Here is an 18,873-nt window from a genome sequence, read left to right as displayed (position 1 = left end):
TCAGTTCACGAAGCCGAGCAGGATGGCGGTGGGCGGGAGCATGAACCCGATCAGCAGGGCCGCCGCGACGACGTACGCGAGAAGGTTGATCGCCCGCTGGCGGCTGCGGTCCGAGGCGCCCAGCGTCTGCAGGGCGCTCCACACGCCGTGGCGCACGTGCATGGTGAGCATGACGATCGCGACCAGGTAGACGAGGTACAGCCACCAGTGCGAGAACGCGGCCACGAGCCGTTCGTACGGGCTGTCGAACTCACCGCCGACGTTGATCGTCAGGGTCGTGAACTGCAGCAGGTGGAAGATGATGAAGGCGAGCAGGATGAGACCGCCCCAGCGCACGGTGCGCGCCGAGTAGGTCTGCGCCGTGCGCCTGGTGACGACGTACCGCTGCGGCCGTGCGGTGCGGGCCCGGCGCCAGAGCGCGATGGCCGCCCCGGCGTGCACCACGACGGCAACCAGCAGCACCACGCGCTGGATCCACAGGAAGCCCTCGTGGGGGAGGTACGGGTACAGCAGGGTGCGCAGGCTGGCGGCGTAGCCGTCGAAGGCCTCCTGGCCGGAGAAGGCCTTGAGGTTGCCGTACATGTGGAGAAGGACGAAGAGGACGAAGAGGATGCCGGAGATCGCCATCGCCCACTTCAGGGCGACGGTGGTGTATCTGGCTCGGCGCGGCGTCGTCGGCACTGTGGACGTGACCATGAGTCCTGATGGTACCGAGTGCTGGGTCACAGTCCGGCCACGGCCCGTCCCGCGGGGAGGCCGACGGCGACCGAGGGGGGGCCGACCGGCCGAAATGACGGGGTGTCAGTTCCATGTCGTGTGGCTGACCTCACACGCCGCGGCGGGAACGGGACGGCCTCTTCGGGAGTTCAGAAAAGCCACTCACCTCCCGTCGGGCACGGTCGGGCGCGGCGGTCGCGGAGCCCGGAGAGACGCGTCGAGCACCGTCATCCACCGTCAGGGCCGGGCACCCGTCGCAGCGGGTCGTGCGGGGTCCGCGGACCACTGGGACCACGAGCCCGGGTACAGGGCGGCGTCGACGCCGATGCTGGCCAGGGCCGCGACCGCGTGCGCGGCGGTGACACCGGAGCCGCAGTAGACGGCGACGGCGGCCCCCTCGTCAGCGCCCACCTCCGCGAGGCGACGGCGCAGCTCGCCCTCCGGCAGGAACGTCCCGTCCTCCCCCAGGTTCGCCGTCGTCGGGGCGCTGCGGGCGCCGGGGACGTGACCGGCGCGCGGGTCGACCGGCTCGACCTCGCCGCGGTAACGCTCCGGCGCCCGGGCGTCGAGGAGGAGGCCGTGGCCCGGCCAGGCGGCCGCGCCGTCGGCGTCCGTGGTGGGCATGCCGGGGCCGGCGGTGCCCGCGGCCAGCGGGAGCACGACGTCGCCCGCCGAGGGCACGACGTCGCCGCTCTCCAGCGCCCCGCCCGCCCGGGTCCAGGCGGCGAGGGCACCGTCGAGGATGCGCACGTCCTCCAGGCCGGCCCAGCGCAGCAGCCACCAGGCGCGGGCGGCGGAGGTGCCGCCGACGTCGTCGTAGACGACGACGCGGCTCCCCCGGCGCAGCCCCCAGCGCCGGGCCGCGGCCTGCAGGTCCGCGGGGTCGGGGAGCGGGTGGCGGCCGGCTGCCGCGCTGGGCGGGGCGGCCAGCTCGGTCTCGAGGTCCACGAACACCGCACCGGGGACGTGGCCGGCACGGAAGTCCGCGCGCCCGTCGGGCCGGGCGAGCGACCACCGCACGTCGAGCACGGCGGGCGGCCGCGCCGAGGCGAGCTCCTGGGCGAGCTCCTCCGCCGTCACCAGCACCTGCTCACGCACGCCCTGCTCCTTCCGTCCCGACCGGTCCGGGCGAGGGTGTCAGCCGGGCCCGCATGACGACGGCGTCCTCGCGCTCCGCCTGGTAGTAGTGGCGCCGGCGTCCGACCGGCTCGAACCCCGCCCGGCGGTACAGCCGTTGCGCCCCCTCGTCGCTCGCTCGCACCTCGAGCAGCACGGTGCGGGCCCCGTGCTCGCGTGCCGCCGCGAGGAGGGAGTCGACGAGCCGGGCGCCGATGCCGCGCCGGCGGTAGGCCGCGTCCACGCCGACGGTCATGACCTGTGCCTCGTCCGCGGCCGCCAGGCCCGCGTAGCCGACCAGCCGCTCCCGCTCCTCAGTGCCGACGACGGCGGCCACGTAGGTACGTCCCGGGGCCGTGGTGAGCTCCTCGACGTACGCGCCGCGGCTCCAGGCGCCCGGTCCGAAGAGCTGGTCCTCCAGCTCCATGACGCGGTCGAGGTCGTCCAGGCGCAGGGGGCGCAGCCGCACGTCCATCCGGGTCAGGACGCCCGTTTGGGCGCCGCGGCCGGGTGCACGTCGGGCCGGCGCAGGTATCGCGGCTCGGTCCCGAGCTCGACGTCCCGGCCGGCCTCGCGGGCAGCGAGCCGGGCAGCGGCGATCCGGGCCAGCACGGCCGGGTCCACGGCGACCGGCAGCCCGGGCGTGCCCGGCAGCAGCTCGGGGTAGAGGACCGTCCCCGCACCGGCGACGGCGAGGCCCTCGGCGAGCGCGGCCGCGTGCGCCTCGGCCACCACGGCCGGGGCGGCGACCTCGGGCCCCGCGAGCCGGGCGACGTCGTCGAGACCCTCGGCCCGGTACCGGGCCCAGTAGACCTCCTTGCGGCGCGCGTCGGTGACCACCAGCACCTCGGCGGTGCCGTCCCGCGGGCCGAGCACGTCGAGCGCCTGGCGGGCCAGGACGTCGAGGGAGCACACGCCCAGCACCTCCAGCCCGCGGCCGCGGGCGAAGACGTGCGCCGTCACCAGCCCGGCGCGCAGACCGGTGAAGGGCGCCGGGCCCGTGCCGACGGCGACGGCGACGGGGTCCGGCGCACCGTCGAGGACACCGGCGATGAGCGGGGCGAGGCTCTCGGCGTGGCGGCGCGGGTCGGCCCCCTCCGCCCGGTCGAGCACGCTGACGCCGCCGGGGCCGGTCTCGACGAGGGCGACGGAGCTGCCGCCGGAGGTGTCCAGGCTCAGGATGCGCACCGGTCCAGGGTAGTGCGCCTCGGCGCCGCGTCCGCTCAGCGGCGTCGGCAACCGGTCAGCGTCGCCCGGGCCGGGAACGCGGCAGGCTTCGCGGGCGGGGCGGGCGGTGCTCGCGGACGTCGGCGGCCTCGTTCTCCCGGCGCAGCCACACGACGACCCCGGCCCAGCCGAGGAGCAGCAGCAGGGCGGCGGCCACCCAGACCGCCGGCGCCCAGGAGTGCTCGTCGGGCACGGCCGAGCCGGGCTGGTTCGGGTTCGACACCGCGTAGCGCTCCTGGACGAAGGAGCGGTAGACCTCGAGCGGGACGGCCCCGGCGAGGGCGGCGTGCGCGGCGTCGTCGAGCGGCAGGACGTCGCCGTCGGCGACCGTGAACCACGCGTCGAGGGGCACGTCGTGGATGGCGGGGCGTTCCGGCGCGAGCTCGAGCAACGCGTCCGCGAGGTCCGGGCTGTGGCGCAGCTGCTCGGCCACGACGGTGCCGGTGCCGTCGAGGCCAGCCACCAGGACCCCGACCCCCTGCCCGTCCAGGTCGATCGGGCTGACCCATCGCGACGTCGTCTCCAGGGGCGGCTGGGGGTCGCCGCCCGGGGAGCGGAAGCCGGCGGACCAGGTGGTGACGGTGCGCACGAGCCCGAGCTGGACGGCGGCGCGCTGCTCGGCGCCGAGGTCGAGCTCCGCGCCGCCCTGGGTGGCGATCACGTCGCCGGCCTTGGAGCGGAACCACTGGGCGACCTGGTCCGGCACGCCCTCGGCCACCGGCGGTGTCTGCGCCGCCGGACCGGGCTCGGGGGTCGCCGCGGCCCCCGGGGAGAGGACGACGGCGAGGAGCACCACGAGCAGCGCGGTCAGCGCGCCCCGCACGGTGCGCCGCGGGAGGCTCACGGCCGTCCGGTGCTCAGCGCGGCGGTGAGGTCGATCCCCGCCCAGCGCTGCCCGACGGGCCGGACCTCCACCTCGCGGGCGGCCGGCGCGCCGAGCTCCTCCAGCAGGGGGGAGGCCGCGTCGGGTGCGCCGTCGGAGCCGCGCGGGCGCCGCACGTGGATCTCCAGCCGGTCGGCGGAGAGCGCCTCGACCTTGCCCTCCCCCCACTCGACCACGGTGACGGAGTCCTCCAGGGACGTGTCGAGGTCGAGGGCGTCCACCTCGTCGAGCGAGCCCAGCCGGTAGGCGTCCACGTGCACCAGGTCCGGGCCGGCGCCCAGCGACGGGTGCACGCGGGCGATGATGAAGGTCGGGGAGGCCACCTGGCCGCGGACCCCGAGCCCGTCGCCGATGCCCTGGGTGAGCGTGGTCTTGCCGGCCCCGAGGTCGCCCGAGAGGAGGACGAGGTCCCCCGCCCGCAGCAAGGCCGCGAGGCGCCGCCCGAGGTCGCGGGTGGCGTCGGGGTCGGCGAGGGTCAGCGTGTACGTCACGGGCGTGCCTCCGGGTCGACGTGCAGGCGCGGCACCCGGGCACCGAGCCGGGTGACGATCTCGTAGTTGATGGTGCCGCTGGCCTCGGCCCACTCGTCCGCGGAGGGGACGTCGTCGCCCTCCCCGAAGAGGACGGCCGTGTCGCCCTCGCGCACGTCGGCCCCCTCGGGGCCGAGGTCGACGACGAGCTGGTCCATGCAGACGCGGCCCGCGACGTGCAGCCGGCGCCCGGCCACGGTGATCGGGCCGCGGTTCGACGCGGCCCGTGGGATCCCGTCACCGTAGCCGAGGGGGACGACGGCGACGTGGGTGTCCGTGCTCGTCCGGGCGGTGTGCCCGTAGGACAGCGGGGTCCCGGCCGGGACGGGCTTGACCACGGTGAGCCGGGCCTCCAGCCGCATCGCGGGCCGCAGCCCGAGCGCGGCGGAGCCGGCGACGTCGGGCGCCGGGGTGAGGCCGTAGACGGCGATCCCGGGGCGGACGAGGTCGAAGTGGGTGGCGGGGTGGAACAGGGTCCCCGAGGAGGCCGCGAGGTGGCGGACCTCGGGGCGCACGCCCGCCCGCGCGGCCTGGTCGAGGGCGGCGGTGAAGACGGCGGTCTGCCGTGCCGTGACGGGGTTGTCGACCTCGTCGGCGCAGGCGAGGTGGGACCAGATCCCGACGACGTCGACCGTGCCCTCGGACCGGGCGCGCAGGGCGGCGTGGAGCAGGTCGCCGAAGGCCTCGGGGCGGGCGCCGCCGCGGCCCATGCCGGTGTCGACCTTGAGGTGGACCCGGGCGGTGCGGCCGGTGGCGCGGGCCGCCGCGGCGATCTCCTCGACCGCCCACGGCGCGGAGGCGGAGACGTCCAGGTCGGCCTCGAGGGCGCGCCCGAGCGGGGCGCCGGGGGCGAAGATCCAGGTGAGGATGCGCGGGCGCGGGCCCGCCGGGCCGGCGGCCGCGTCCAGGCCGGCGCGCAGCTCGAGCGCCTCGGGCAGCTGGGCGACCCCGAGCCAGGTGGCCCCGCCCGCGAGCGCGGCGCGGGCCACGGGCAGGAGGCCGTGCCCGTACGCGTCGGCCTTCGCGACGGCCATGACCTGCGCCGTCGGTGCCGCCTGGGCCAGCACGCCGACGTTGTGGCGGACCGCCGAGAGGTCGACGACGGCGCGGGCGGGGTGTGCCACGGCGGCTGCCGCCAGGTCGGTCGGGGTCGTGCGGACGGGAGAACTCACGCGCCCCAGTCTCCCACCCCCTCAGCCGAGGACCGTGCGCAGCGCCGCCGGGACGGCCGCCGCCACGTCGCCGGCGGTGATCGGGACGCCCGTCCGCGCCCGCCCCTCCCCCGGTCCGGGCGGCAGGCCGGCGGCGATCCGGGCGGCCCGCCCGTGCACCAGCGCGGCCGCCGCCGAGAGGGACGCGGGCAGGTGGGCCCCGTCGTGCGTGCCGGAGGCGATCAGGTCGCCGTAGCCGGCCAGCAGCGCGCCGAGGACGCCGGCGAGCACGTCCCCCGCGCCGGCGGTGGCCAGCCAGGGCGTGGCGTCCTGCTGGGCGAACAGGGGCCCGGCGGGAGCGGCGACCACGGTGGTCGGGCCCTTGAGCAGCACGGTCGCTCCGGTGATCTCGGCGGCGAGCCGGGCGTGCCGGGCCGGGGCGGCGGTGACGTCCTCCCGCGCGGTTTCCTCCCCGCACGCGGTGAGCAGCTGGGCGAGCTCGCCGGCGTGCGGGGTGAGGACGGCGGTGGCCGGCAGGTCGGGCAGGCGCGTGTCCTCCTGCAGCAGCGTCAGCGCGCCCGCGTCCAGGACCACCGGCAGGCGCGCGGCCAGCGCCGCCGAGAGGTGCTCGTGGAGCTCGGCGGTGCGGGCGGCGTCGGCCGGGTCGACGCCCGAGCCGAGCACCCAGGCCTGGACGCGCCCCGGAACGGTGACCACCTCGGGATGGAGAGTGCGCACGAGGTCGGCAGGCACCTCCGGGCCGAGGTAGCGGACCATGCCCAGGCCGGTGCGCAGGGCGCCGGCGGTGGCGAGCGCGGCGGCCCCCGGGTACGTCTGCGACCCGGCCGCGATGCCCAGCACGCCGCGCGTGTACTTGTGGTCGTCGGGGCCGGGCACGGGCCACAGGTCGGCCACGTCCGCGGCGGTGAGGGAGCACGCGGCGGGCGGCTCGGCCGCGAGGGTGCCGTCGAGACCGAGCGCGACCACCTCGACGCGGCCCGCCAGGCCGGCGGCGGGCGGCAGGAGCAGCCCGGGCTTGGCGGTGCCCATGGTGACCGTGACGTCGGCGGGCAGCACGGGGCCCTCCACGGTGCCGTCGTCGACGCCGATCCCGCTGGGGACGTCCACCGCCACGACCACGGGCTCCTGGGGCCACGCCGACCGCTCGGCGGCGAGCGCGGCGACCACCGGGGCGGCCGGCCCGCGCAGCGGACCCCGGGCACCGATGCCGGTCACCGCGTCCACCCACACCCCGCAGCGGCGGGCGAGGTCGACGACGGCGGCGGCCGGGTCGGCGGCGTCGAGGACGCGGTGGACGCGCACCCCGGCGGCGCGGGCGGCCGCGAGACCCCCCTCGTGGACGCCGTCGGAGACCAGCGCGGCGTGCACCTGGCAGCCACGCCGCACCAGATGCGTGCCGGCGAACAGGGCGTCCCCGCCGTTGTTGCCGCCGCCGACGAGCAGCAGCACCACGGACCCGGCGACCCGGCCGCGGGCGCGCAGCTCCGCGACGACGTGGGTGGCGAGGGCGAAGGCGGCGGACGCCATGAGCGGCTCGCCGGCGGCCAGGAGCGGTTCCTCCGCGGCCCGCACGGCCGCTGCGCTGTGGGCTCGGATCATGGGCCCCATCGTGCCCCGTGCGGCCGGCGGCGTCCTGGGACCCGCTCGCGCGGGGCGTCGCCCGGCCGCGCTCAGGACTCGGCGACCACCATCGCCGACGCGATGCCGGCGTCGTGCGAGATCGACAGGTGCCAGCGGGTGATGCCCAGCTCCGCGGCGCGTGCCGCCACGGTGCCGCGGAGCTCGACGACGGGCGCGCCGCCGTCGATGCGGTGCACGGTGCAGTCGTGCCACCGCATGCCGGCGGGCGCGCCGAGGGCCTTGGCGATGGCCTCCTTGGCCGCGAAACGGGCCGCGAGGGAGGCGTCCGGCAGGTCGCGCTCCTCGGCGGTGAAGATCTTGTCGCGCAGCCGCGGGACGCGCTCGAGCTCGGCGACGAACCGCTCGACGTCGCAGACGTCGATCCCCACGGAGACGATCATGCCGGGCCCGCCCGGCCCGCCATGCCGGGCTCCGCCGCCCTGCCGCGCTCCGCCGTCGTGCCGGGCTCCGCCGTCGTCACTCCACCGTCACCGACTTGGCGAGGTTGCGCGGCTGGTCCACGTCGAGGCCCTTCGCGGAGGCCAGGGCCAGCGCGAAGATCTGCAGCGGCACCACGGTGACCAGCGGCATCATCAGCGTCGGGGTCTGCGGGACCCGGAAGACGACGTCGGCGAACTCGGTGACCGCCTCGTCGCCCTCCTCGGCGATGACCAGGGTGCGGGCGCCACGCGCGCGCACCTCCTGGATGTTGGAGACGACCTTGGCGTGCAGGGTGGGCCGGCGCGGCGTCGGCACGATCACGAAGACCGGCTGGCCCTCGTCGATCAGGGCGATCGGCCCGTGCTTGAGCTCGCCGGCGGCGAAGCCCTCGGCGTGGATGTACGCGAGCTCCTTGAGCTTGAGCGCACCCTCGAGGGCCACCGGGTAGCCGACGTGCCGGCCCAGGAACAGCACGGAGGTGGCGTCCTTCATGGAGCGCGCGACCTCCTTGACGTTCTCCTCGCCGTCGATGACCTGCTGGATCTTGGCGGGGAGCTTCCCCAGCTCCTCGAGGTAGCCGGCGACCTCGTCGACGTACTTGTTGCCCCGCAGCTGGGACAGGTACAGGCCGAGGAGGTAGCAGGCGGTGATCTGGGCGAGGAACGCCTTCGTGGAGGCGACGGCGACCTCGGGGCCGGCGTGCGTGTAGAGCACGGCGTCGGACTCGCGGGCGATGGTGGAGCCGTGGGTGTTGACGACGGCGAGGACCTTCGCACCCTGCTCGCGCGCGTGGCGGATCGCCATGATCGTGTCCATGGTCTCCCCGGACTGGGAGATGGCCACCACGAGCGTCTTCTCGTTGACCACCGGGTCGCGGTAGCGGAACTCGTGCGCCAGCTCCACCTCGACCGGGATACGGCACCAGTGCTCGATGGCGTACTTGGCCACGTGCCCGGCGTACGCGGCGGTGCCGCACGCGATGACGATGATCTTGTCGACGCTGCGCAGGATGGCCTCGTCGATGCGCAGCTCGTCCAGGACCAGGTTGCCATGCCCGTCCGTGCGGCCCAGCAGGGTGTCCGCGACGGCCTTGGGCTGGTCGTGGATCTCCTTCTCCATGAAGGTCGGGAACCCGCCCTTGACGGCCGCGGCGGCGTCCCAGTCGACGGTGAAGCGGCGGGGGTGGACCTCGGCGCCCGCGGCGTCGACCACGCGCACGCCGTCGGCGGAGAGGGTGACGACCTGGTCCTGGTCGACCTCCATGGCCTCCTTGGTGAAGGCGATGAAGGCGGCGACGTCGGAGCCGAGGAAGTTCTCCCCCTCGCCGAGCCCGACGACGAGGGGCGAGTTGCGGCGCGCCCCGACGACGGTGCCGGGCTGGTCCGCGTGGACCGCCAGCAGCGTGAAGGCGCCCTCGAGGCGGGCGGTGACGGAGAGCATCGCGGCGGTGAGGTCCGCGGAGCCGTTCATCGTGCGGGCGAGGAGGTGGGCGACGACCTCGGTGTCCGTCTCCGAGGTGAAGGTCACGCCGTCGGCGAGGAGCTCGGCCTTGAGGGCGGCGAAGTTCTCGATGATGCCGTTGTGGATGACGGCGAGGCTGCCGTCCTCGCTCACGTGCGGGTGGGCGTTGGTGTCCGTGGGCCCGCCGTGGGTGGCCCAGCGGGTGTGCCCGATCGCGGCGGTCGCGCCGGGCAGCGGGTCCTCCTCCAGGGCGCCGCGGAGGTTGGCGAGCTTGCCGGCCCGCTTGGCGGTGGCCAGTCCCTCCGGGGTGACGAGCGCGACGCCGGCCGAGTCGTAGCCGCGGTACTCCAGGCGGGCCAGGCCCTCCATGGCGACGTCCAGGGGGCGGGTGCTGGGGGTTGCGGGGCCTACGTACCCGACGATTCCACACATGGTTGCAGGATAACTTCCGACCGGGCCCGTCCCGTGCGTCTCGGTCCTGCGGACGGACGCCGACTGCTGGTGGACACGCCCACCGCTCCCGAGTCTGCCCACCGCGCAGCAACGCCGCGCGCGGTCGGCGGCCCCACCGGCGCCGCATCGGAACAGGCGCAGTCGGCGTCGGACGCCCATGGAACGGTGCGGCGTCTCACACAGGGCCCGCGGTGCGAGAGACTGTGCGCCGTGTCCTACCCGCGTACGACGACGTCCGCCGCCGCCAACCCCTACGTCGAGTTCGACCGCGCCTCGTGGTCCCGGCTGGCCGCCTCGACCCCGCTGCCCCTGACCACTGCGGACGTGATCAACCTCCGCGGTCTCGGGGACCCGATCGACCTGGCGGAGGTCGACGTGGTGTACCGCCCGCTCTCGGGCCTGCTCCAGCTCTACGCGGCCGCGACCGGCGCCCTGCACCGGGCGACGTCCACGTTCCTCGGCGAGCGGGCCACTCGGACGCCGTACGTGATCGGCGTCGCCGGGTCGGTGGCGGTGGGCAAGTCCTCCGCGGCCCGCCTGCTGCGCGAGCTGATGCGCCGCTGGCCGCAGACCCCGCGGGTGGACCTCATCACGACCGACGGGTTCCTCTACCCCAACGCCGAGCTCCGGCGCCGCGGGCTGCTCGAGCGCAAGGGTTTCCCCGAGTCCTACGACCGCCGGGCCCTGCTGCGCTTCGTGGCGGAGGTCAAGGGCGGCGCCGACGAGGTCAGCGCACCGCTGTACGACCACGTGACCTACGACATCCTGCCCGACCGCCGCCAGGTGGTGCGCCACCCCGACGTGCTCATCGTCGAGGGCCTCAACGTCCTCGCGCCCGCCCGGGCCCGGGCCGACGGCACCGCCTCGATGGCGGTGAGCGACTTCTTCGACTTCTCCATCTACGTCGACGCGCGCACCCGGGACATCAAGCGGTGGTACGTCGACCGCTTCCTCAAGCTCCGGCGCACCGCCTTCGCGAACCCGGCGTCCTACTTCCGCCGCTACGCCGACCTCGACGACGCCGCGGCCGTGGCCAAGGCGGAGGAGATCTGGGAGTCGATCAACGCGCCGAACCTCGCGCAGAACATCCTCCCGACGCGCGGTCGGGCGACGCTGGTCCTGACCAAGGCGGAGGACCACCGCATGCACCGCATGCGGCTGCGCAAGCTCTGAGGGCACCCCGACGGCGCTGGCTCAGGCGGCGCTGGTGGTGCCCCGCTCCTCCGCCTCGGCCGAGCGGGCAGCGTCCTCCTCACCGTCCTCCGCGTCGTCGTCGCCCTCGACGTGCATGCGCACCGCGGGCGGCGGGACGTCGGGGAACCAGCGCCGCTGCACCACGCTGAGGAGCCTGTCGACGAGGATGCCCGCCACGACCCCGCCCGCGACACCGACGGCCACGGCGATCAGCGGGTGCTCGTGCAGATAGGTCCCCGCCCCGAGGCCCATGAGCGTCGAGTACCCGCCCCACACCACCGCCGCGATCGCCGCGATCGCGATGAAGCGCTTGCGCGGGTAGCCGACGGCGCCCGCCGTCATGTTGACGGCGACCCGACCGATGGGGATGAACCGGGCGGAGAGGATGTAGACGGTGCCGCGCAGGGCCAGCGCCCGCTTCGCCCGGGCGAGCGACGCCTGGCCGCGGGGGCCGCGCAGCACGCGCAGGTTCTCCACGGGCACCTTGGAGCCGATGGTGTAGGCGATCAGGTCGCCGCAGAACGCCCCGACGGCGGCGGCCAGGACCAGGAACCACAGGCTCGGCGCGTCACCGTTGACGGAGAGCGCCGCGACCGCGATGACGATCGACTCGCTGGGCACCGGCGGGAAGAACCCGTCGATCGTGGCCAGCACGGCCACGGCCAGGAGGATCCACGGGGATCCGGCCAGGCCCAGGACGAACGCCTCCACGGCCTGCATCAGCTCCATGGTGTCCTTCCGCCGGGCCGGCACCCGGCACTCCGGGGACGTCCCTGCAAAGGTACGACACGAGGAGGGCCGCCGGTATCAGGGATGTCCCCCTGAAGTGTGACGGTTCCGTGGAGAAGCGCGGCCTCCGCACCCAAGGTCAGGCTCAGAGCGCCAGGCGCTCCTCGACGACGTCCGCGAGACCGTGGGCGACGACCTCCGCCTCGTCCATCGTGGCGGCCTCGACCATCACCCGGACGAGCGGCTCCGTGCCGGACGGACGCAGGAGCACCCGGCCGGTGTCGCCGAGCGTGGCCTCGGCCCGTCGGACGGCGTCGGCGACGCCCTCGTCGTCGGCCGCCCGCGCCTTGTCCACGCCCTTGACGTTGACGAGGACCTGCGGCATCCGGGTGACGATCGAGGCGAGGTCCGCGAGCGACCGGCCGGTGTTGACCACCCGGGCCGCCAGCAGGAGGGAGGTGAGGATGCCGTCGCCGGTCGTGGCGTAGTGGGAGTTGATGATGTGGCCCGACTGCTCACCGCCGAGGGTGTAGCCGCCGGCGCGCATCGCCTCGAGCACGTAGCGGTCGCCGACGCCCGTCTGGACCGTCCTGATCCCGGCGTCCCGCATCGCCAGCAGCAGGCCGAGGTTGGACATGACGGTGACGACCAGCGTGTCGTCGACGAGCGCGCCGGTCTCCTTCATGGCCGTGGCCAGCAGACCCATGATCTGGTCACCGTCGACCAGCGCACCGGTGTGGTCGACGGCGAGGCAGCGGTCGGCGTCGCCGTCGTAGGCCACGCCGAAGGCGGCCTCGGAGGCGACGGTGACGGCCTGGAGCTGCTCGGGGTGCGTGGAGCCGCAGGCGTCGTTGATGTTGCGCCCGTCGGGCGAGGCGTTGATGACGACGACGTCGGCCCCGGCCTCCCGCAGCGCGAGCGGTGCGATGTCGCTGGCCGCGCCGTTCGCGCAGTCCACGGCGATGCGCACGCCGTCGAGGTGCTGCCCGGCCGCCGCCACGAGGTGGTCGATGTAGTTGCGGTCGGCGAGGGCCACGTCGTTGCTGATGCGGCCGACGTCGGCCCCCACGGGGCGGTCCCACTCGACGTCGAGGGTCGCCTGGATCTGGTCCTCGATCGCGTCCTCGAGCTTGAACCCGCCGCGGGCGAAGAACTTGATGCCGTTGTCGGGCATGGCGTTGTGCGAGGCCGAGATGACGACGCCGAGGTCGACGTCGGTGCTCGCCGTCAGGTGGGCGATGCCCGGGGTGGGCAGCACGCCGACCTCGGTGACGTCCACGCCGGCGCTGGCGAGCCCGGCGGCCAGCGCCGAGGAGAGGAACTCTCCGGACACCCGGGTGTCACGGCCGATCACCGCGCGCGGACGGGCCCCGGAGAACTCGCCGGAGGCGGTGACCACGCGGGCGGCCGCCGCGCCGAGGCCGAGGGCGAGCTCTGCGGTGACGTCGCGGTTGGCGAGGCCCCGCACGCCGTCGGTGCCGAAGAGTCGAGCCATGGTTTTACCTCCGAGTGGGTCGGTTGCGCGGCGTCCATCGTGCCACCTCGCCGGGCGGCAGGACGCGTCACGCCCGCCCGGACGCAACGCGGCCCCGCCCGAGACATCTCGGTGCGGGGCCGCGGACGAGGCGCTGATCAGCGCTTCGAGTACTGCGGGGCCTTACGGGCCTTCTTGAGACCGGCCTTCTTGCGCTCGACCGAACGGTCGTCGCGCCGGAGGAAGCCGGCCTTCTTCAGCGCCGGACGGTTCGACTCGCGGTCGATCTCGTTCAGGGCGCGGGCGATGGCCATGCGCAGGGCACCGGCCTGGCCCGAGGTGCCACCGCCGTTGATGCGGGCGATGACGTCGAAGCGGCCGGCGATGTCGAGCAGCGTGAACGGCGAGCTCACGAGCTGCTGGTGCAGCTTGTTCGGGAAGTAGTTCTCGAGCGAACGCCCGTTGATCTTCCACTCGCCGGAGCCGGGGACGAGACGCACCCGGGCGACCGCCTCCTTGCGGCGACCGAGGGCATGGCCCGGCGCGGTCAGCGACTGACCCTGCCCGGTCCCCGCGGCCTCGCTCTCGGTGGTGTAGCTGCTGGGGACGTTCTCGTCGTCCAGCTCGATGTCGGAAGTGGTCTCAGCCACAGTTCTCCTTCAGTCCTGTTCTGTGCCGCAGGCGCGAGGCGCTTACTGGGCGACCTGGGTGATGGTGAAGGTCTGCGGCTTCTGCGCGCTGTGCGGGTGCTCCGCACCGGCGTAGACCTTCAGCTTGCTGAGCTGGGCGCGCCCCAGGGTGTTCTTGGGGAGCATGCCGCGGACAGCCTTCTCCACGGCGCGCTCCGGGAACCGGGCGAGGAGCTCGGCGTAGTTGGTGGCCTTCAGCCCGCCCGGGTAGCCGGAGTGGCGGTACGCGAGCTTGTTCTCGCGCTTGCTTCCGGTCAGAGCAACCTTGTCAGCGTTGATGACGATGACGAAGTCGCCGTTGTCCACGTGCGGGGCGAAGGTCGGCTTGTGCTTCCCACGGAGCAGGGTGGCGACCTGGGTCGCCAGTCGGCCGAGGACGACGTCGGTAGCGTCGATGACGTACCAGTTCTTCGTGACGTCGCCGGGCTTCGGTGTGTACGTGCGCACGGGCGTAGCCTTCGTTTCTTCAGCGTTCTCTCGTCGGGGCGCAGCTATGGCGGCACTGCGGACCCCATGGTCTGGTCTTGCTCGCTGCCTGCATCCGCGCCCCTGAACCGGCGAGTGGGAGCACCGGGGAGCGCATGGGGATGCACAACGAGGTCCAAGACTACCGGCACGCAGTCGGCGGGGTCAAAAGGTTGTGATGACCAGTTCCCGTGAGACCTGCCACGATGCCGCACTCCCACCCACGCTCCGACGGCGGCAGGCGGCACCGTGGCAAGGGACCTCCTGCCCACCGCGTCCCAGGCTCCGGGGGGCACTCTGGCATGGACCGCGACGAGTACGGGCCGCCCGGCCGGGACCCCGAACCGTTCTCCGATGACGCCTACGACGAGCCCGACCGGCGGGTGGGTCAGCTGGTCGCCCTGCCGGACGACGACGACCCCTCCGACGAGGTCGGCGAGTGGCAGGACGTCCTGGCCGAGGAGGAGCTTCGCACGCCCGGCGAGCGCTGCGCCGAGGAGGCCGCGATGCATCTTGTGCGCGACGGCGACGGCGGTCTCACCGGGGACGACGAGCCCGACGACAACGCCTGGTACCGCCTGCGCTGAGAGCGTCCGACCCGTCCGCCGGACCGGGTCCGCGGTCCCGGAGGCACCGTCTGTGAGCGCCGGCACCACCCGATGCGGGGTGGCTCTCCCGGTGGCACGCTGGCGTCATGAGCACCGACAACACGGATGTGAACCCGTCTGCAGGCCCCGGTGAGGACCAGTACGTCCCCGACGACTCCTGGCAGCCCGGCGAGGACGACGTCCTCCTCGACAACCCCTCCGGCGACGTGCTCGACGAGGGGATCACGGCCCCCGACGACGACCCCCTGGCGGGCCTGGACCTCACCGAGGCCGGCCAGCGCGAGGGCGAGACCATCGACGACCGGCTGGCCCGGGAGGAGCCGGAGGTGTGGGAGGACCAGCCCGCCGACGCGGACTCCTCCCCCTACGCCGGCCCCGGACCGAGCGGTGAGCCCGCGCCGGACGGCGTGGAGGAGACGACCGTGGGCCGCATCGTCGCCGAGCCGGACGACGACGGGCCCGAGGACCTGCCCGGCGAGTCCCAGGACATCCTCGCGGAGGACGTGGGCGTCGACGGCGCCCGCTTCATGCCGGAGGAGGCCGCGATGCACGTCGAGGGCGAGGGGGCGGTTGACGAGGGTGGCACCATCGACCCGGACGGACGGAGCTGACCTCCCGGCCGACCGCACCGCGGCGGCCCCGCCGGGAAGAGGGTGGGGTGGGTGTTGCGCGTGACCCGGCGGCACCCCGTGCTGCACCTGCGGGCCGACGGCGGCACCCGCCGTCGGGCCGACACCCTCGCGGGCGAGGAGCCCCTGGAGATCCGCCTCGGCGGGGTCCCGTGGAGCGTCACGATGCGCACGCCGGGCGGCGACTTCGACCTCGTCGCGGGGTTCCTCGTGTCCGAGGGCGTCGTGTGGGACGCCGACCAGCTCGCGTCCCTCGCGTACGGACCGGGCGTGAACCCGGACGGCACGCCCAGCTACAACGTCGTCGACGTCCGCCTCGCGCCGGGGGTCCGGGGCCCCGACCCCGCCCAGGCGCGTCACGTCTACACCTCGAGCTCCTGCGGGATCTGCGGCACGGCGTCCATCGAGGCGGTGGCCCGGGCGTCCCGGTTCTCGGTCGAGGACGACCCGGTCCGGGTGCCGCTGCCGGAGCTCCTGGCGCTCCCCGACCGGCTGCGCGAGGGCCAGCAGGTCTTCGCCAGCACGGGCGCGGTGCACGCCGCGGCCCTGTTCTCCGTCGACGACGACGGCGCAGCCCGGCTGCTGTGCCTGCGTGAGGACGTGGGCCGGCACAACGCCGTCGACAAGGTCGTCGGCTGGGCCCTGCGCGAGGGACGGCTGCCGCTCGCCGGCACCGTGCTGCAGGTCTCCGGCCGGGCCTCCTTCGAGCTGGTGCAGAAGGCGCGCATGGCGGGCGTCCCCGTCCTCGCCGCCGTCAGCGGGCCCTCCGCGCTCTCCGTCGACCTGGCGCACGAGGCGGGGATGACGCTCGTCGGGTTCAGCCGGGGCGACGGCCTGAACGTCTACGCGGGCCAGGAGCAGATCGTCGAGGGGCCCCGGCGGACCGTCGCAGGCCTGAGCGCACCGGCCGGGTCCCGGCACGCAACGGCGCAGCCCCGCGGCGGGTCGTAGACCCGCAGGCACCGCCTGGCCGCCCCCGCCGTGCTCTCACCCCAGCGTGCGCACCGCCCGCGCCTGCGCGGCGCGCTCGGCGAGACGGGCGTCGTCGGGATAGGCCACCTCCTCGAGGGTGAGCCCGTGGGCCGGCGCCACCGTCACGGACGGCTCGCGCACGCCCGCCGCGAGGACCTCCGCGGGCCAGGAGGAGGGCCGGCGTCCCTCGCCCACGGCCAGCGACGCACCGACGAGGGCCCGGACCATCGAGTGGCAGAACGCGTCCGCACGCACGGTCGCCACCACGAGACCGGCGTCGGGCTCACCGGCCGGCACCTGCCGCCACTCCAGCTCGAGCAGGGTGCGGATGGTCGTGGCGCCCTCACGGGGCTTGCAGTAGGCGGCGAAGTCGTGCTCGCCGAGCAGCAGCCGGGCGGCGACGTCCATCGCGGCGACGTCGAGCTCGCGCCCGTGCCAGAGCACGTCGCGCCGGCGGAGCGGGTCACGGAGCGCCGTCGCGTCCGCGACGCGGTAGACGTAGCGGCGCCACACGGCCGAGAAGCGGGCGTCGAACCCCGGGGGCGCCTCACCGGCACGCCGGACGACGACGTCGCTGCTGCCGCGGGGCACGCCACCGCGTCCCAGCACCCCGGCGAGCCGGCTGACCAGCGCCTCGGCGGGCGTGCGGTCGCTGCGGCCCGGCAGCGCCTCCCAGGCCTCGCGGGGCACGTCGACGTGCGCCACCTGGCCTCGCGCGTGGACGCCCGCGTCCGTCCGGCCCGCGACGGTCAGTCGCGCCGGCCGGTGCAGGCGGAGCACCGTGGTGAGCGCGTCCTCGAGCGCGCCCTGGACGGTGCGCAGCCCGGGCTGACGGGCCCACCCGGCGAACTCGGTGCCGTCGTAGGCGAGGTCGAGGCGCACCCGCAGCTCCGCCGTCGGGGCCGGCCCCGGCGAGCTGTCCGGGGCCGGGGCAGAGGGTGAGGTGCTCACCGCCAGAGGCTAACCCGTCGTTCCCCCGGTGCGGTCGGGGCGGATCAGCCCCCGACCCGTGACGGACCCCCCTCCGGCGTGGCAGGCTGTTGGGGGTCGGCCGCCCCCAGGACTCGGACCGGCCGGCTTCCTGTTTCGCACAACGACGTCGAAGAAGGAGCAGTTTCGTGACCAACAAGGCTGTGAGCTACGCAGGTCCGGGGAAGGTCGAGGTCATCGACACCCCCTATCCCGAGTTCGAGCTGAAGGACGGGCCCGGGGTCAACCCGGCGAACGTGGGCCGCCAGGTCCACCACGGCGTGATCCTGAAGACCGTCTCGACGAACATCTGCGGGTCCGACCAGCACATGGTGCGTGGCCGCACCACCGCCCCCGAGGGGCTGGTGCTGGGCCACGAGATCACCGGCGAGGTCGTCGAGGTCGGGCGGGACGTGGAGTTCATCAAGGAGGGCGACATCGTCTCGGTCCCCTTCAACATCGCGTGCGGTCGCTGTCGCAACTGCAAGGAGCGCAAGACGGGCATCTGCCTCAACGTCAACCCGGACCGTCCCGGCTCGGCGTACGGGTACGTCGACATGGGGGGCTGGGTAGGCGGGCAGGCCGAGTACGTGCTCGTGCCGTACGCCGACTGGAACCTGCTGAAGTTCCCGGACAAGGACCAGGCGATGGAGAAGATCCTCGACCTGACCATGCTCTCGGACATCTTCCCGACCGGCTATCACGGCGCGTACACGGCCGGGGTCACCACCGGCTCCACCGTGTACATCGCGGGTGCCGGACCGGTGGGTCTCGCGGCGGCCACCGCGGCCCAGCTCCTCGGCGCGGCCGTCGTCATCGTCGGCGACCTCAACGAGGAGCGGCTCGCCCAGGCGCGCAGCTTCGGCTGCGAGACCGTCGACGTCTCCAAGGGCGACCCGAAGGACCAGATCGAGCAGATCCTCGGTGTGCCCGAGGTCGACTGCGGCGTCGACGCGGTCGGGTTCGAGGCGAGGGGTCACGGCAAGGAGGCTCAGACGGAGCACCCCGCCACGGTGCTCAACTCCCTCATGGGGCTCACCGCGGCCGGCGGTGCGCTCGGCATCCCGGGGCTGTACGTGACCGGCGACCCGGGCGGGGTGGACGAGGCGGCCAAGGTCGGGTCGCTGTCGATCAGCCTCGGCACCGGGTGGGCGAAGTCGCTGTCCTTCACCACCGGCCAGTGCCCGGTGATGAAGTACCACCGCGGCCTGATGATGGCGATCCTCCACGACAAGGTGCAGATCGCCAAGAACGTCAACGCGACGCCGATCTCGCTCGACGAGGCGCCGCGGGGCTACGAGGAGTTCGACAAGGGCGCGGCCAAGAAGTACGTGCTCGACCCGCACGGCATGGTCCCGTCGAGCTGATCCGGCGGCCGGCGATCCGTCGACGGGCTGACCGGCTCGGGCAGTGACGGCCCGGTCCGCCCGCTGACCACCTGCCAGGAGGAGGGTCCCGCGACGTCGGGGCCCTCCTCCTTCCTCGCGTCCGCGCTCGTGACCGGTCATGCGCCCTCCTCCCGGC

20 protein-coding genes and 1 pseudogene are annotated in these 18,873 nt (G+C 74.6%); 5 read left to right on the top strand and 16 right to left on the bottom strand.

Going from position 1 to position 18,873, the window contains the following annotated elements; all coding sequences use genetic code 11:
• The 10 genes from ATJ97_RS14780 to glmS all read right to left on the bottom strand — a co-directional run bounded on the left by ATJ97_RS14780 (position 1) and on the right by glmS (position 9,599).
• Positions 1-696, bottom strand: coding sequence for a succinate dehydrogenase cytochrome b subunit (locus tag ATJ97_RS14780; RefSeq protein WP_098484384.1), 696 nt, complete (start codon positions 694-696; stop codon positions 1-3).
• Positions 697-954: 258 nt separating this feature from the next.
• A complete protein-coding gene (locus ATJ97_RS14775) occupies positions 955-1,815 on the bottom strand; it encodes a sulfurtransferase (protein WP_098484383.1) in 861 nt (286 codons plus the stop codon).
• A complete protein-coding gene (gene rimI / locus ATJ97_RS14770; RefSeq protein WP_098484382.1) occupies positions 1,808-2,308 on the bottom strand; it encodes a ribosomal protein S18-alanine N-acetyltransferase in 501 nt (166 codons plus the stop codon). Before rimI ends, ATJ97_RS14775 begins: the two co-directional genes overlap by 8 nt.
• A gap of 5 nt (positions 2,309-2,313) precedes the next feature.
• Positions 2,314-3,021 carry a tRNA (adenosine(37)-N6)-threonylcarbamoyltransferase complex dimerization subunit type 1 TsaB gene (gene tsaB / locus ATJ97_RS14765; protein WP_098484381.1) on the bottom strand — a complete coding sequence of 236 codons (708 nt, stop codon included), beginning with the start codon at positions 3,019-3,021 and terminating at the stop codon, positions 2,314-2,316.
• A gap of 55 nt (positions 3,022-3,076) precedes the next feature.
• Positions 3,077-3,904, bottom strand: a complete 828-nt coding sequence (locus ATJ97_RS14760) for a hypothetical protein (RefSeq protein WP_098484380.1) — start codon at positions 3,902-3,904, stop codon at positions 3,077-3,079.
• On the bottom strand, positions 3,901-4,434 hold the full coding sequence (gene tsaE, locus ATJ97_RS14755) for a tRNA (adenosine(37)-N6)-threonylcarbamoyltransferase complex ATPase subunit type 1 TsaE (protein ID WP_211287247.1): 534 nt from the start codon (positions 4,432-4,434) through the stop codon (positions 3,901-3,903). The genes ATJ97_RS14760 and tsaE overlap by 4 nt, the downstream gene beginning before the upstream one ends.
• Positions 4,431-5,645, bottom strand: a complete 1,215-nt coding sequence (gene alr / locus ATJ97_RS14750; RefSeq protein ID WP_245862566.1) for an alanine racemase — start codon at positions 5,643-5,645, stop codon at positions 4,431-4,433. Before alr ends, tsaE begins: the two co-directional genes overlap by 4 nt.
• Before the next feature lie 21 nt (positions 5,646-5,666).
• Complete coding sequence (locus ATJ97_RS14745; RefSeq protein ID WP_098484377.1) at positions 5,667-7,244, bottom strand: bifunctional ADP-dependent NAD(P)H-hydrate dehydratase/NAD(P)H-hydrate epimerase; 1,578 nt, start codon at positions 7,242-7,244, stop codon at positions 5,667-5,669.
• 71 nt (positions 7,245-7,315) lie between these two features.
• A complete protein-coding gene (locus tag ATJ97_RS14740; RefSeq protein ID WP_098484376.1) occupies positions 7,316-7,666 on the bottom strand; it encodes a holo-ACP synthase in 351 nt (116 codons plus the stop codon).
• A 76-nt stretch (positions 7,667-7,742) separates the two neighbouring features.
• Positions 7,743-9,599: a glutamine--fructose-6-phosphate transaminase (isomerizing) gene (gene glmS, locus ATJ97_RS14735; RefSeq protein WP_098484375.1), complete on the bottom strand. Its 1,857-nt coding sequence runs from the start codon at positions 9,597-9,599 to the stop codon at positions 7,743-7,745.
• 33 nt (positions 9,600-9,632) lie between these two features.
• Between glmS and coaA the strand changes: the two are divergent.
• A pseudogene (gene coaA / locus ATJ97_RS14730) lies at positions 9,633-10,727 on the top strand (type I pantothenate kinase); the annotation flags it as partial.
• On the opposite strand, the gene ATJ97_RS20775 reads toward coaA, so the two are convergent.
• From ATJ97_RS20775 to rplM, 5 genes are all read right to left on the bottom strand, one after another.
• Positions 10,681-10,818, bottom strand: coding sequence for a twin-arginine translocation signal domain-containing protein (locus ATJ97_RS20775; RefSeq protein WP_425432789.1), 138 nt, complete (start codon positions 10,816-10,818; stop codon positions 10,681-10,683). The pseudogene coaA and the gene ATJ97_RS20775 overlap by 47 nt on opposite strands.
• Positions 10,815-11,543, bottom strand: a complete 729-nt coding sequence (locus ATJ97_RS14725) for a DedA family protein (protein WP_098485506.1) — start codon at positions 11,541-11,543, stop codon at positions 10,815-10,817. Before ATJ97_RS14725 ends, ATJ97_RS20775 begins: the two co-directional genes overlap by 4 nt.
• 145 nt (positions 11,544-11,688) lie before the next feature.
• Positions 11,689-13,038, bottom strand: coding sequence for a phosphoglucosamine mutase (gene glmM, locus ATJ97_RS14720; protein ID WP_098484373.1), 1,350 nt, complete (start codon positions 13,036-13,038; stop codon positions 11,689-11,691).
• 137 nt (positions 13,039-13,175) lie between these two features.
• Positions 13,176-13,667: a 30S ribosomal protein S9 gene (rpsI, locus tag ATJ97_RS14715; RefSeq protein ID WP_098484372.1), complete on the bottom strand. Its 492-nt coding sequence runs from the start codon at positions 13,665-13,667 to the stop codon at positions 13,176-13,178.
• A gap of 42 nt (positions 13,668-13,709) precedes the next feature.
• On the bottom strand, positions 13,710-14,153 hold the full coding sequence (gene rplM, locus ATJ97_RS14710) for a 50S ribosomal protein L13 (RefSeq protein ID WP_098484371.1): 444 nt from the start codon (positions 14,151-14,153) through the stop codon (positions 13,710-13,712).
• 320 nt (positions 14,154-14,473) lie between these two features.
• Here rplM and ATJ97_RS14705 point away from each other — a divergent pair, with 320 nt between their 5' ends.
• From ATJ97_RS14705 to fdhD, 3 genes are all read left to right on the top strand, one after another.
• Complete coding sequence (locus tag ATJ97_RS14705; protein WP_098484370.1) at positions 14,474-14,758, top strand: hypothetical protein; 285 nt, start codon at positions 14,474-14,476, stop codon at positions 14,756-14,758.
• Positions 14,759-14,865: 107 nt separating this feature from the next.
• Entirely contained in the window at positions 14,866-15,390 is a 525-nt protein-coding gene (locus ATJ97_RS19870) for a DUF5709 domain-containing protein (protein ID WP_098484369.1), read from the top strand.
• Between the two features lie 51 nt (positions 15,391-15,441).
• A complete protein-coding gene (gene fdhD / locus ATJ97_RS14695; protein ID WP_098485505.1) occupies positions 15,442-16,359 on the top strand; it encodes a formate dehydrogenase accessory sulfurtransferase FdhD in 918 nt (305 codons plus the stop codon).
• A 36-nt stretch (positions 16,360-16,395) separates the two neighbouring features.
• Here the strand turns inward: fdhD and ATJ97_RS14690 are convergent, their stop codons facing one another.
• The gene (locus ATJ97_RS14690) at positions 16,396-17,331 is read right to left on the bottom strand and encodes a tRNA pseudouridine synthase A (RefSeq protein ID WP_170037487.1); all 936 of its coding nucleotides are present in this window, start codon (positions 17,329-17,331) and stop codon (positions 16,396-16,398) included.
• A 167-nt stretch (positions 17,332-17,498) separates the two neighbouring features.
• Here ATJ97_RS14690 and fdhA point away from each other — a divergent pair, with 167 nt between their 5' ends.
• Positions 17,499-18,716 (top strand): formaldehyde dehydrogenase, glutathione-independent, encoded by a 1,218-nt coding sequence (gene fdhA, locus ATJ97_RS14685; RefSeq protein WP_098484368.1) that lies wholly within the window; start codon positions 17,499-17,501, stop codon positions 18,714-18,716.
• Positions 18,717-18,873 lie beyond the last annotated feature (157 nt).

It is taken from the genome of Georgenia soli (assembly GCF_002563695.1).
Classification (GTDB): domain Bacteria; phylum Actinomycetota; class Actinomycetes; order Actinomycetales; family Actinomycetaceae; genus Georgenia; species Georgenia soli.
The sequence above is the reverse complement of the archived record's forward strand: the minus strand, read 5'-3'. Positions and strand labels throughout refer to the sequence as shown.